General features: G+C 70.9%; 12 protein-coding genes. 9 read left to right on the top strand and 3 right to left on the bottom strand.

Features of this window, described 5'->3' with window-relative positions; genetic code table 11:
- Positions 1 to 99 precede the first annotated feature (99 nt).
- Both pta and WA640_RS16390 read left to right on the top strand, forming a co-directional pair.
- On the top strand, positions 100 to 2157 hold the full coding sequence (pta, locus tag WA640_RS16395) for a phosphate acetyltransferase (protein WP_335988975.1): 2058 nt from the start codon (positions 100 to 102) through the stop codon (positions 2155 to 2157).
- A gap of 30 nt (positions 2158 to 2187) precedes the next feature.
- Positions 2188 to 3372 (top strand): acetate/propionate family kinase, encoded by a 1185-nt coding sequence (locus WA640_RS16390; RefSeq protein ID WP_335988973.1) that lies wholly within the window; start codon positions 2188 to 2190, stop codon positions 3370 to 3372.
- A gap of 62 nt (positions 3373 to 3434) precedes the next feature.
- On the opposite strand, the gene WA640_RS16385 is transcribed toward WA640_RS16390, so the two are convergent.
- A complete protein-coding gene (locus WA640_RS16385) occupies positions 3435 to 3869 on the bottom strand; it encodes an SsgA family sporulation/cell division regulator (protein ID WP_091043033.1) in 435 nt (144 codons plus the stop codon).
- A 401-nt stretch (positions 3870 to 4270) separates the two neighbouring features.
- Here WA640_RS16385 and WA640_RS16380 point away from each other — a divergent pair, with 401 nt between their 5' ends.
- Positions 4271 to 4939, top strand: a complete 669-nt coding sequence (locus WA640_RS16380) for an O-methyltransferase (RefSeq protein WP_335988969.1) — start codon at positions 4271 to 4273, stop codon at positions 4937 to 4939.
- 27 nt (positions 4940 to 4966) lie between these two features.
- On the opposite strand, the gene WA640_RS16375 is transcribed toward WA640_RS16380, so the two are convergent.
- On the bottom strand, positions 4967 to 5758 hold the full coding sequence (locus tag WA640_RS16375) for an SDR family NAD(P)-dependent oxidoreductase (protein WP_335988968.1): 792 nt from the start codon (positions 5756 to 5758) through the stop codon (positions 4967 to 4969).
- 83 nt (positions 5759 to 5841) lie between these two features.
- On the opposite strand from WA640_RS16375, the gene WA640_RS16370 reads away from it, so the two are divergent.
- The 5 genes from WA640_RS16370 (at position 5842) to WA640_RS16350 (ending at position 11133) form a co-directional block, all read left to right on the top strand.
- Positions 5842 to 7146: a sensor histidine kinase gene (locus tag WA640_RS16370; protein WP_335988967.1), complete on the top strand. Its 1305-nt coding sequence runs from the start codon at positions 5842 to 5844 to the stop codon at positions 7144 to 7146.
- Between the two features lie 29 nt (positions 7147 to 7175).
- On the top strand, positions 7176 to 7817 hold the full coding sequence (locus tag WA640_RS16365; RefSeq protein WP_106362444.1) for a LuxR C-terminal-related transcriptional regulator: 642 nt from the start codon (positions 7176 to 7178) through the stop codon (positions 7815 to 7817).
- Between the two features lie 4 nt (positions 7818 to 7821).
- Positions 7822 to 8241, top strand: a complete 420-nt coding sequence (locus tag WA640_RS16360) for a helix-turn-helix transcriptional regulator (RefSeq protein WP_106362445.1) — start codon at positions 7822 to 7824, stop codon at positions 8239 to 8241.
- 9 nt (positions 8242 to 8250) lie between these two features.
- Positions 8251 to 8664 (top strand): VOC family protein, encoded by a 414-nt coding sequence (locus WA640_RS16355; RefSeq protein WP_106362446.1) that lies wholly within the window; start codon positions 8251 to 8253, stop codon positions 8662 to 8664.
- 99 nt (positions 8665 to 8763) lie between these two features.
- Entirely contained in the window at positions 8764 to 11133 is a 2370-nt protein-coding gene (locus WA640_RS16350) for an excinuclease ABC subunit UvrA (protein ID WP_335988966.1), read from the top strand.
- Here WA640_RS16350 and WA640_RS16345 read toward each other — a convergent pair.
- Positions 11130 to 11492 carry a winged helix-turn-helix transcriptional regulator gene (locus WA640_RS16345; RefSeq protein WP_335988965.1) on the bottom strand — a complete coding sequence of 121 codons (363 nt, stop codon included), beginning with the start codon at positions 11490 to 11492 and terminating at the stop codon, positions 11130 to 11132. The two genes, WA640_RS16350 and WA640_RS16345, sit on opposite strands and share 4 nt — an antisense overlap.
- An 88-nt stretch (positions 11493 to 11580) precedes the next feature.
- On the opposite strand from WA640_RS16345, the gene WA640_RS16340 reads away from it, so the two are divergent.
- Positions 11581 to 12471, top strand: coding sequence for a pirin family protein (locus WA640_RS16340; protein ID WP_335988964.1), 891 nt, complete (start codon positions 11581 to 11583; stop codon positions 12469 to 12471).
- The last annotated feature ends 31 nt before the right edge of the window (positions 12472 to 12502 follow it).

Below are 12502 nucleotides of genomic sequence, written 5' to 3'. Positions count from 1 at the left end.
ACGTCCCCGCCCGCCCACCCCCGCTCGCGCCCAAGCTCACAGGTGAGCCGCCGCGCAGATCGGCTGCGGGGCGCGCACGGGGTGGATAGCGTTGGAGCCGTGGCTCAAAGTCTCTACCTCGCCAGCCTGGACCCCGGCAGCGGCAAGTCGACGGTGGCCGTCGGCGTCATGGACCTGCTCACCAGGCGCGCCGGCTCCGTGGCCGTCTACCGCCCCATCGTCCGCGACGACCACACGGCCGCCGGGGACCCGATCATCACCCTCCTCAGGGGCCAGTACCGGCTCCCCGCCTCCTACGCCGCCTCCGTCGGCACGACCTATTCGGACGTGCGCGCCGACGCCGACGCCGCGCTCACCACCATCGTCGAGCGCTACCACGAACTCGCCGACAAGCACGAGGTCGTCCTCGTCGTCGGCTCCGACTTCTCCGACGTGTCCTCGCCCGTCGAGTTCGCGTACAACACCCGCGTCGCCGTCAACCTCGCCTCGCCGATGCTCCTGGTCGTCACCGGCCACCGCAAGACCCCCGCCGACATCGCCGCCGCGCTCCGCTTCGGCACCGCGCAGGCCGAGGCCGACCACGCCACCGTGCTCGGCACCGTCGTCAACCGCGTCGAACCCGCCGACGCCGACCTCGTCAGGGCCGCCCACCCCGGGACCGGCGTCGTCGCCGAGGACGCCGAACTCGTCGCGCCCACCGTCGGCGAGCTCATCGAGGCCGCCGGCGGCACCCTCATCTCCGGCGACCCGGACGTCTTCACCCGCACCGTCGGCGACGTCGTCGTCGCGGCCATGACCCTCCCGAACCTCCTCACGCGCCTCGCCGACGACAAGGCCGTGATCCTCCCCGGCGACCGCTCCGAAGTGCTCCTCGGCCTCATCGCCGCGCACCTCGCCGAAGGCACCCCGAGCCTCTCCGCGGTGTTCCTCACCGGCGGCATCCGGCCCGAGCCGCAGATCCTCGACATCGTCGCGGGCCTCGACTCCCGCCTGCCGATCGCGCTCGTCCCGCACGACACGTTCGACATGGCCAACCTCGCCGGGGACGTCACCGGCTCCCTCGCCGCGGGCGGCCAGCGCAAGATCACCCGCGCCCTGGAGGACTTCGCCGCGGGCGTCGACGGGGACGACCTGCTCGACCGGCTCGCGCTCGCCAAGCCCACCGTGGTCACGCCGATCATGTTCGAGCACTCGATGCTGGGGCGCGCCAAGGCCCTCGACAAGCACATCGTCCTGCCCGAGGGCGCCGAGCCGCGCATCCTCAAGGCGGCCGAGATCCTCATGCGCCGCGACGTCGCCCGCCTGACGCTCCTCGGCTCCGAGGCCGAGATCCGCTCGCAGGCCGCGCAGCTGGGCGTCGACATCACCGGGGCCGCGATCCTCAACCCCGGCGACCACGAGATCCGCGAGCGCTTCGCGAAGGAGTACGCGCGGCTGCGCGCCCACAAGGGCGTCACCGAGGAGGCCGCGTACGACCAGGTCGCCGACGTGTCGTACTTCGGGACGATGATGGTCCACACCGGGATGGCCGACGGGATGGTCTCGGGCGCGGTCCACACCACCGCCCACACGATCCGGCCCTCGTTCGAGATCATCAAGACCCGGCCCGAGGTCGCGGTGGTCTCCTCGGTGTTCTTCATGTGCCTCGAAGACCGCGTGCTCGTGTACGGCGACTGCGCGGTCAACCCGAACCCCGATGCCGAGCAGCTCGCCGACATCGCGCTATCCTCGGCAGGCACCGCCGCCGAGTTCGGCGTGGAACCGCGGGTGGCGATGCTCTCCTACTCGACCGGCACCTCGGGCCACGGCGAAGCCGTGGACAAGGTCCGGGCGGCCACCGAGATCGTCCGCGCCCGCCGACCCGGCCTTCCCGTGGAGGGGCCCATCCAGTACGACGCCGCCGCCGACGCCGGCGTCGCAGGCACGAAGCTCCCGGACTCGCAGGTCGCGGGGAAGGCGACCGTCTTCATCGTCCCGGACCTGAACACCGGCAACAACCTGTACAAGGCCGTGCAGCGCTCGGCGAACGCGGTCGCGGTCGGCCCGGTGCTCCAGGGCCTGCGCAAGCCGGTCAACGACCTGTCGCGCGGCGCCACCGTGCCGGACATCGTCAACACGGTCGCGCTCACCGCGATCCAAGCGAGCCAGACCGCCTGAGCGGGCGGGCGCTCTAGAGGGGAAGTGCCAATGGGCGCACCGGTCCTGGTGATCAACTCCGGTTCCTCGTCGATCAAGTACCAGCTGGTCGACGGCGAGACGATGGAGGCGTCGACCTCGGGCCTGATCGAGCGCATCGGACAGTCCGGTTCGGTCCTCACCCACAAGCACGAGGGGGAGAAGACCGTGCGGGAGGGGCGCTTCGCCGACTACGGCGAGGGCCTCGAAGCGATGGTCGCGGCCTTCGAGGAGGCCGGGACGCCGCTCGCGGACGCCGGGCTGATCGCGGTCGCGCACCGCGTCGTCCACGGCGGGGAGCGGTTCGTGCAGCCCGTCGTCGTCGACGACGAGGTGGAGCGCGCCATCGACGAGCTGTCGGCGCTCGCGCCCCTGCACAACCCCGCGAACCTGGAGGGCATCCGCACCGCGCGCAAGCTCTTCCCGAAGCTGCCGCAGGTCGCCGTGTTCGACACTGCGTTCCACGCGACGGTGCCGGAGCGGGCGCACCTGTACGCGGTGCCGAGCGAGTGGCGCGAGGAGCACGGGGTGCGCCGGTACGGCTTCCACGGCACCTCGCACGCGTACGTCTCCCGCAAGGCCGCCGAGCTGCTCGGCAAGAGCCCCAAGGAAGTCAACGTGATCGTGGCGCACCTCGGCAACGGGGCGTCGGTGACGGCGGTCGAGCGGGGCCGCTCCATCGACACGTCGATGGGGCTGACGCCGCTCGAAGGGCTCGTCATGGGGACCCGGTCGGGCGACATCGACCCGGCGATCGTGTTCCACATGCACCGGCGGACCGGGGCGAGCTTCGCGGACCTCGATGCGGCCCTGAACAAGCGGTCGGGGATGCTCGCGCTGAGCGGGCACCAGGACAACCGGGCGATCGAGCAGGCCGCCAGGGCGGGGGACCGGGCGGCGCAGGTCGCGCTGGAGATCTACTGCTACCGGATCCGCAAGTACATCGGCTCGTACATCGCGGCGCTCGGCGGCGCCGACGCGATCGCGTTCACCGCCGGGATCGGCGAGAACAGCGCGGAGGTGCGTGCGCAGGCGCTGTCGTCGCTCGTGGCGCTCGGCGTGGACCTCGACGAGGCCGCGAACGCGGCGGGCGGGCCGGTCATCTCGACGCCGCAGTCGCCGATCACGGTGATGGTCATCCCGACGAACGAGGAAGGCGAGATCGCCTCCCAGACCGCGGCGCTGCTGCGCTCCTAGCGGACACGGAAAGGGCGGACCGGGAATCCCGGTCCGCCCTTCCCCTTCGTCGCCTGCGGCGGCTACACACCGCCGGCGAGCAGTTTCGTGAGGGTGGTGTCCATGTCCACATAGCCCGATTCGCGGCCGCGGGGGACCAGGCTGTAGGCCCGGCGGAGGAAGCGCTGCACGACGCCGCGGTTGATCTCGAAGAGGGCGTTGCCGTCGGGCGAGGAGAGCGCCAGGGCCACCGACTCGCCGCGCGGGGTCGTCCAGGGCCAGACGCGCACGTCGCCGATGCCGGTGGGCTCCTCCAGTCCCTTGGCGAGCAGTTCCCGGGAGAAGGACCAGGCCACCTGGTCGGCGTCCGTCCCGTCCGGATGGAACATGACGCAGACCGCGTAAGGGTCGTCCGGGTCGTATCGCAGACTCGCGCGCACACTCACCGTCGCGAAATCGGGCGCGACGAGCCGCATGGTGGTGCCGATATCGACTGTCGCCGATCGTGCCATGCTCATAGCGTTACCCCCCAGTGTGCGGCCGGCTCCCCCGAAGCCGGCCGTCATTCCAGTCCGCCGCCGCACCGGAGCACCGGTTTCGCGACCGCGAACAAGTCGTGACTCAGGTCTATCATTCAAGCCCTTGCGCCGTACGACGATCGGCAAGACCGAGCCCGGCGCGTTCCGCTGATTCAGGGGCAAAATCCGACAAAAGACCACCGTTAATCTTCCGTCAATGTCGTAATTACAACAACAGGCTTCACCCATTCGCGGTACCATTTCGCGCGCATCCGAGGCCCGGACATGATAGCGCGTTCGTCCCACTCGCCTGGAAAGTCCGAATTTAACGGAGCGAGTTCCGCGGGGCCGCGGTGATAGCGTTTCATCGACGTTCTCGGACCCGTCGGAAGGGGCGAACAATGGGCCAGGGGCAATGGACCGAAGTCGACGCGTTCCTCGGATCGCTGCTCGTCGGGGAGGACGACGTCCTCGCCGGCGCGACGGCCGCGGCCCAGCGGGCCGGGCTGCCGCCGATCTCCGTCTCGCCCGCGCAGGGCAAGCTCCTCTACCTCCTCGCGAAGACCCTGGGCGCCAAGCGGATCCTCGAAGTCGGCACGCTCGGCGGCTACAGCGCGATCTGGATGGCGCGGGCGCTGCCCGCGGACGGGCACCTCGTGAGCCTGGAGTACAGCCCCCGGCACGCCGAGGTCGCCAGCGGCAACGTGGCGCGCGCCGGGCTCGTGGGGACCGTGGAGATCCGGGTGGGCGCCGCCGCCGAGACGCTCCCGAAGCTCGCCGAGGAGGGCGGGGAGCCGTTCGACCTGGTGTTCATCGACGCGGACAAGGGCGGGTACCCGACCTACCTCGACTGGTCGCTGCAGCTGACCCGGCCGGGGAGCCTCATCATCGCGGACAACGTGGTGCGCGGCGGGGCCGTGGCCGACGGCCTCAGCCGCGACCCGAACGTGCAGGGCGTGCGGTCCTACCTGGAGAAGGTCGCCGCGCACCCGAAGCTGGAGGGCACCGTCATGCAGACCGTGGGCGTCAAGGGCTACGACGGGCTGTCGATCGCGCGCGTCCTCGCCTAGGGCGGACGGGACGGGGCGGCGGGCCCTTCACCGCTCCTGGTAGTCCGCGAACCGCTTGAGCACCAGGCCGATCAGCCGCGTCATGAGCTTGCGCGGGCGCCGCGGCAGCAGGTGCGCCTCCGGCCAGTTCCTCGCGTCGGGGACGACGTAGCCCTTGTCGCGGTCGAGGGCCCTGAGCGACTGCCGCGCGATCTTCTCCGGGTCGGCGAGGAGCCAGCCGAGGCGCCGCCGGTCGTACTTGATGCCGTTCGCGATCGGGAAGCCCGTGTCCACCGGCCCCGGGCACACCGCGAGGACCTTCACGCCCGACCCGCGGGTCTCGGCCCACAGGCCCAGGCTGTAGTTCACGACGAACGCCTTCGTGGCCGCGTACAGCGCCATGTACGGCTGCGCCTGGAAGCCCGCCATCGACGCGACGTTGACGACCGACCCGCGCCCGCGCTCGACCATGCCCGGCAGGAACCGCTTCACCAGGCCCGTCACGGCCACGACGTTCACCATCGCGGTGTCGCGGCTGTAGTCGGCGCCGATCGACACGTCCCGCCCGAACGTCCCGATCCCCGCGTTGTTGACCAGGACCTCGACCTCGATCCCGGCCACGGCCGCGGCGACCCGGTCCGCGGCGTCCGGGACCGCGAGGTCCTCCGCGACCACGAGCGCCTCGACGCCGCAGGACTCGCGCAGCTCCGCCGCGAGCGCTTCGAGCCTGTCCCGCGAGCGGGCCACGACCGCGACGTGCATGCCCCGCCCGGCCAGCTGCCGCGCGAACGCCGCGCCGATCCCCGACGACGCGCCCGTGACGAGCGCCCACGACCCCATCCGGTCCCCCCGTTCCTCCGCCCACAGCGTAGCCGGGACAGCGCCGCAGGTCGCGGCCCCTGTACGGGTACGCTTGCCGCACCATGACGATGCCGGCCCATCCGATCACGCGCCGACTGGCCCTTCCCGGCTGGTCGGTCCTGCGGTTCAGCTTCACGCTGATCGCCGCCGTCCTCCTGGCCGCGTCGCTCGCCACCGGGATCCTCGTCGTCTTCTGGATCGGCATCCCCGTCGCCGTCGGCGTGTTCCTCGCCATCCGCCTCTGGGCCAACTCCCAGCGGCGCATGATCGGCGAGCAGCTCGGCGTCGACATCCCCGTCCCCTACCGCGAGCGCCCCAAGCGCGCGCGCCTCGACCAGCAGGCGCTCCACCTCGTGCGCGAGGCCGCCACCTGGCGCGACTTCGCGTGGCTCGCCATCGACGCGACCCTCGGGTTCCTCGTCAACCTCCTGTACCTCGGCGTGTTCGGCGTCGCCGTCTACTACCTCGTGCAGCCGCTGCTCCTGGTGTGGCTGTTCCACTCCGCGCCCAACCCGAGCGTCAACGACTTCGGGTTCTACGACTTCGACACGCCCGCGAAGACCCTCATGCTCGTGCCGCTCGCGCTCGGCTGCGGCGTCGCCTGGTGGCGCTGGGGCGAGCTGTTCCTGCGCTGGTACTCCCACCTCGGCGTGCTCCTCCTCGGCCCCACCGCGAAGGCCCTGCTCACCGCCCGCGTCTCCGAGCTGCGGCAGTCCCGCGACCAGACCGCCGACCACGCCGCCGCCGAGCTGCGGCGCATAGAGCGCGACCTCCACGACGGCGCGCAGGCCCGCATCGCCGCCCTCAGCCTCACCCTCGGCATGGCCGAGGAGCTCCTCCACCAGGACCGGCCCGAGCAGGCCGGGGCGCTCGTCGCCGAGGCCCGCCAGACCTGCTCCGACGTGCTCGAAGAGATCCGCGACCTCGTGCGCGGCATCCACCCGCCCGTCCTCGCCGACCGCGGCCTCACCGGCGCGCTCCAGGCCATGGCCCTCGACCACCCGCTCCCGGTGTCCGTGGTCGACCGGCTCGGCGGGAAGCTCCCCGCCCCCCTCGAAGCGGCCGCGTACTTCGCGACGAACGAGATCCTCACGAACATCACCAAGCACGCCGACGCGACCCAGGTGCAGGTCGTCGTCACCCACGAGCACGGCCTCGTCCGCATCGAAGTGCGCGACGACGGCCGCGGCGGCGCGGCGGTCGCCTCGGGCGGGGGCCTCGACGGCGTCTCCCGGCGCCTCGCCGCGTTCGACGGGACCCTGGAGGTCGACAGCCCCGACGGCGGCCCCACCACCGTCACGCTCACCATCCCCGCCGTCGCGGTCGGCCCCGCGGCGGTCGAGAATAAGCGCGCGGCCGGCAGCTGAGCCCGGACCACCGAACGCAAGGAGCTCTGATGGACGTCGTCCTCGCCGAAGACCACTCGCTCCTGCGCGACGGCCTCACCCGGATGCTCGAAGCGCACGACTTCACCGTCGTCGAGGCCGTCGACAACGGCCCCGCGCTCACCGCCGCGCTCCTCAAGCACCGCCCTGACGTCGCCGTCGTCGACATCCGCCTCCCCCCGACGTTCAAGGACGAGGGCCTGCGCGCCGCCATCGAGGCCCGCCGCCACATCCCCGCGCTCCCGATCCTCGTGCTCTCCCAGTACGTGGAGCAGCTGTACGCCCGCGAGCTCCTCGGCGACCGCCGCGGCGGCGTCGGCTACCTCCTCAAGGACCGCATCTCCAACGTCGGCGAGTTCATCGAGGCGCTCCGCCGCGTCGCCGCGGGCGGCACCGCCATGGACCCCGAGGTCGTCGCCCGCCTCCTCGGCAAGCAGCAGAACCGCCTCGACGCGCTCACCCCCCGCGAGCTGGAGGTCCTCGGGCTCATGGCCGAGGGCCGCACCAATGCGGCCATCGCCGCGTCCCTGTTCATCACGGAGAAGGCCGTCGGCAAGCACTCCGCGAACGTGTTCCGCAAGCTCGGCCTGGGCCAGTCGGAGGACGACAACCGGCGCGTGCTGGCCGTCCTCGCCTACCTTGAGGGAAACTGACGGGATGGACCTGGAGGACCTGGCCCGGCTGCGGAAGGCCCGCGACGCCATGGACCGCGACTACGCGAAGCCGCTCGACGTGGCGGCGCTGGCGCGGATCGCGCTCATGTCGCAGGGGCACTTCTCGCGGAGCTTCCGCGCCGCGTACGGCGAGACTCCGTACTCGTACCTCATGACCCGCCGCATCGAACGCGCGAAGGCCCTGCTCAGGCGGGGCGACATGACGGTGACGGAGGTGTGCTTCGCGGTCGGGGTGAACTCGCTGGGGACGTTCTCGACCAGGTTCACCGAGCTGGTGGGGGAGTCCCCGAGCGCGTACCGGGCCCGGGACCACGACAACGGCGCGAACATCCCCGCGTGCATCGCGAAGGCCTACACGAGACCGGTCAGGAATCGAGAAGCGAAGCCCCCCGCGTCCTCGTAAGTTGGTCCCATGAGCATCAATCTTTCCCAGTGCTTCATCGCCGTCGACGACCACGACAAGGCCATCGCCTTCTACCGTGACGTCCTGGGCATGGAGGTCCGCAACGACGTCGGCTTCGAGGGGATGCGGTGGGTGACCGTCGGCTCCCCGGACCAGCCCGACGTGAACATCGTCCTCGAACCGCCGCTGGCCGACCCGAACGCCTCCGAGACCGACCGGGCGACCATGAACGAGCTGCTCGCGAAGGGCCTGCTGCGCGGCGTCATCTTCGAGACCGACGACGTCGACGCGACCTTCGAGCGGATCAGCGCCGCGGGGGCCGACGTCCTCCAGGAGCCCATGGACCAGCCGTACGGGGTGCGCGACTGCGCGTTCCGCGACCCGGCCGGGAACATGCTCCGCTTCAACCAGCCGCGTAAGTAGACGCCTTCGATTCGTAAGGTCCGCGGGACTGTCGCCCGCCGCCGGTAGTCTCGGCGGCGGGCCGCCCCGGCCCCGGAGACGGATGGAGACCACCACACCATGGCCACCGGCACGACACCCAACCCGGCCGACGCGCACGACCTGATCCGCGTGCAGGGCGCGCGCGAGAACAACCTCAAGGACGTCAGCGTCGACCTCCCCAAGCGCCGCCTCACCGCCTTCACCGGCGTGTCCGGCTCCGGCAAGAGCTCGCTCGTGTTCTCGACGATCGCCGCCGAGTCGCAGCGGCTCATCAACGAGACCTACTCGGCGTTCGTGCAGGGCTTCATGCCGACCCTCGCCCGCCCCGAAGTGGACGTCCTCGACGGCCTGACCACGGCGATCATCGTCGACCAGGAGCGCATGGGCGCGAACATCCGCTCCACCGTCGGCACGGTCACCGACGCGAACGCGCTGCTGCGCATCCTCTTCAGCCGCCTCGGCGACCCGCACATCGGCGGGCCCGGCGCGTTCTCCTTCAACGTGCCGTCGGTGTCCGCCTCGGGCGCGATCACCGTCGAGCGCGGCGGCAAGACCATCGCCGAGAAAGCCACGTTCAACCGGCTCGGCGGCATGTGCGCCCGCTGCGAGGGCGTCGGCTCGGTCAACGACTTCGACCTGACCGCGCTCTACGACGGCGAGAAGTCCCTCAACGAGGGCGCGATCCTCATCCCCGGCTACTCGATGGACGGCTGGTACGGGCGCATCTACCGCGCCTCCGGGTTCTTCGACCCCGACAAGCCGGTCAAGAAGTACAACAAGCGCGAGCTCCACGACCTGCTGTACAAGGAGCCCACCAAGATCAAGGCCGAGGGCATCAACGTCACGTTCGAGGGCCTCATCCCCAAGATCCAGAAGTCCATGCTGTCCAAGGACGTCGAGGCGATGCAGCCGCACATCCGCGCGTTCGTGGAGCGGGCCGTCACCTTCCAGACCTGCCCCGAGTGCGAGGGCACCCGCCTCGGCCCCGAAGCCCGCTCGTCCAAGATCGACGGCGTCTCGATCGCCGACGCCTGCAAGATGCAGATCTCCGACCTCGCCGCCTGGGTCGCCGGGATCAAGGAGCCCTCCGTCGAGCCGCTGCTGAAGTCCCTGCGGGACCTCCTCGACTCGTTCGTGGAGATCGGCCTCGGCTACCTGTCGCTCGACCGGCCCTCCGGCACGCTCTCGGGCGGCGAGGCCCAGCGCACCAAGATGATCCGCCACCTCGGGTCCTCGCTCACCGACGTCACGTACGTCTTCGACGAGCCCACCGTGGGCCTGCACCCGCACGACATCGAGCGCATGAACCAGCTGCTGCTCCAGTTGCGCGACAAGGGGAACACCGTCCTCGTCGTGGAGCACAAGCCCGAGGCGATCGCCATCGCCGACCACGTCGTGGACCTCGGCCCGGGCGCGGGCACCGACGGCGGCACCGTCCAGTTCGAGGGCACCGTCGAGGGCCTGCGCAAGTCCGGGACGCTCACCGGCCGCCACCTGGACGACCGCGCCAAGCTCAAGGACGAGCTGCGCGAACCCACCGGGAAGCTCGCGGTGCGCGGCGCGAACGAGAACAACCTCCAGGACGTCGACGTCGACATCCCGCTCGGGGTCCTGTGCGTCGTCACCGGCGTCGCCGGGTCCGGGAAGTCGTCCCTCATCCACGGGTCCGTCGCGGGCCAGGAGGGCGTGGTCGCGATCGACCAGGGCGCCATCAAGGGCTCGCGGCGCTCCAACCCCGCCACGTACACGGGCCTGCTCGACCCGATCCGCAAGGCGTTCGCGAAGGCCAACGGCGTCAAGCCCGCCCTGTTCAGCGCCAACTCCGAGGGCGCCTGCCCCACCTGCAACGGCGCGGGCGTCGTCTACATGGACCTCGGCATCATGGCCTCGGTGTCCACCACCTGCGAGGACTGCGAGGGGAAGCGGTTCCAGGCCGCGGTCCTGGAGTACAAGCTCGGCGGCAGGGACATCAGCGAGGTCCTCGGCATGTCCGTCGCCCAAGCGGAGGCGTTCTTCGCCGACGGCGAGTCGAAAGTGCCTGCGGCGCACAAGATCGTGCAGCGCCTCCACGACGTCGGCCTGGGCTACATCAAGATCGGCCAGCCGCTCACCACCCTCTCCGGCGGCGAGCGCCAGCGCCTCAAGCTCGCGACCCACCTGGGGGACAAGGGCGGCGTGTACATCCTGGACGAGCCGACCACGGGCCTCCACCTCGCCGACGTCGAGAACCTCCTCGGCCTCCTCGACCGCCTCGTCGAGTCCGGCAAGTCCGTGATCGTCATCGAGCACCACCAGGCCGTCATGGCCCACGCCGACTGGATCATCGACCTCGGCCCCGGCGCCGGCCACGACGGCGGCAAGGTCGTCTTCGAGGGCACCCCCGCCGACCTGGTGAAGCAGAAGCAGACGCTCACCGGCAAGCACCTCGCCGAGTACACGGGCGCTTAGGAGTCCTCCGGCGGGAGGTGGCGTTCGCTCCAGTGCGCCAACGGCTGAAGGAGGGAGATCAGCTCTTCGGCGTCGGGTGTGAGCGTGTACTTGATCTGGACGGGCGTGCTGGGGATGACCGTGCGCTCGATGAGCCCGCGGGCCTGCAGCTGCTTGAGCCGCAACGTCAACTGCGGATCCGAGATGCCCGGGGCCAAGGCGCGGTACTCCTTGAACCGGCGGGCGCCCCGGGCGCCGGCGAGCAGGATCGGTCCGGTCCAGCGCGTCCCGATGATGTCGATCGCGCGCAGGATCCGGTGGCAGTGCTCCTCGTCGACGGGCGCGTCCGGCGGTCTCAGTGCTTCCCTAGAGCTGGTCACTTCTCAAAAGTAAGTCGCTTTGGTGACGTTTGCCAAGCCGGATCGGCGAGTGCGAGGCTTTCCCTGACCGACGAGAGGGGAGCACGCCATGACCGCACCGACCGCGCCGGCGGCCCGGCGAGTGGACCGGGTGTTCGACAAGGTGGACCTCGGCCCGACCGCCATGTCCGCTCGCAGTTCGCTGATCATCCCACCGGGCAGGGACTCCTGGACCGATCCGTTCCTGCTCATGGGAGAGGAACTGGTCAACCAGCCGGGCTTCGAATGGCACCCGCATCGCGGGATGGAGACCGTGACCCTCATCCTGGACGGCGTCCTGGAGCACGGCGACAGCATGGGCAACGCCGGTGAGCTCGGGCCGGGGGACGTGCAGTGGATGACCGCAGGGCGGGGCGTCATCCACCGCGAGGTCGCCGCCCGCTCGGAGCACGCCCACGTGATCCAGATGTGGCTCAACCTTCCGTCGCACAAGAAGCTGGTGCCCACCGGCTACCAGGACCTGCGGGCCGGCAAGCACGCCGTGCACACCGAGCCGGGCGTGCTGGTCCAGGTGATCTCGGGAGCGACCGGGGCGGTGCGCGGTCCGGCGGTCAACCACTGGCCGATCCTGGGCATGGTGATCACGCTCGATCCGAAGGCCGAGTACCGCCAGGTGCTCGACGGGAGCGAACGCACGTTCGCGTACGTGATCGCGGGCCGGCTGACGGTCGGCGGCCGGACCGTGCGCGCCGGGCAGATCGCCTGGTCCGATCCCGTGTCCGGGCAGGGCGATCCGACCACGTTGGCCTTCGCCGCCGCCGACGCCGACGAACAGGCCGCGGTGCTGCTGTTCTCCGGCCGGCCCATCGGCGAGTCCGTCGTCGCCCACGGCCCGTTCGTGATGAACACCCGGGCCGAGATCGCACAGGCCTACCGCGACTTCCATTCCGGCGGGTTCGGCGGCATCCCGGGGCACACCAGCCTGCCCGCCGGAGCCTGACCGATCGAGGCCGCACCCCGCGTCTCGCGAA

The sequence above is a fragment of the Glycomyces sp. MUSA5-2 genome (genome assembly GCF_037034145.1).
Classification (GTDB): domain Bacteria; phylum Actinomycetota; class Actinomycetes; order Mycobacteriales; family Micromonosporaceae; genus Glycomyces; species Glycomyces artemisiae.
This window is presented reverse-complemented; position numbering and strand designations above follow the sequence as displayed.

Excerpts from the sequence above, each read along its gene's own strand:
- WA640_RS16380 (WP_335988969.1), top strand. The coding sequence starts at position 4,271 with ATGGGCCAGGGGCAATGGACCGAAGTCGACGCGTTCCTCGGATCGCTG.
- WA640_RS16385 (WP_091043033.1), bottom strand. The coding sequence starts at position 3,869 with ATGAGCATGGCACGATCGGCGACAGTCGATATCGGCACCACCATGCGG.
- WA640_RS16375 (WP_335988968.1), bottom strand. The coding sequence starts at position 5,758 with ATGGGGTCGTGGGCGCTCGTCACGGGCGCGTCGTCGGGGATCGGCGCG.
- WA640_RS16340 (WP_335988964.1), top strand. The coding sequence starts at position 11,581 with ATGACCGCACCGACCGCGCCGGCGGCCCGGCGAGTGGACCGGGTGTTC.
- WA640_RS16370 (WP_335988967.1), top strand. The coding sequence starts at position 5,842 with ATGACGATGCCGGCCCATCCGATCACGCGCCGACTGGCCCTTCCCGGC.
- WA640_RS16355 (WP_106362446.1), top strand. The coding sequence starts at position 8,251 with ATGAGCATCAATCTTTCCCAGTGCTTCATCGCCGTCGACGACCACGAC.
- WA640_RS16350 (WP_335988966.1), top strand. The coding sequence starts at position 8,764 with ATGGCCACCGGCACGACACCCAACCCGGCCGACGCGCACGACCTGATC.
- WA640_RS16365 (WP_106362444.1), top strand. The coding sequence starts at position 7,176 with ATGGACGTCGTCCTCGCCGAAGACCACTCGCTCCTGCGCGACGGCCTC.
- WA640_RS16360 (WP_106362445.1), top strand. The coding sequence starts at position 7,822 with ATGGACCTGGAGGACCTGGCCCGGCTGCGGAAGGCCCGCGACGCCATG.
- WA640_RS16390 (WP_335988973.1), top strand. The coding sequence starts at position 2,188 with ATGGGCGCACCGGTCCTGGTGATCAACTCCGGTTCCTCGTCGATCAAG.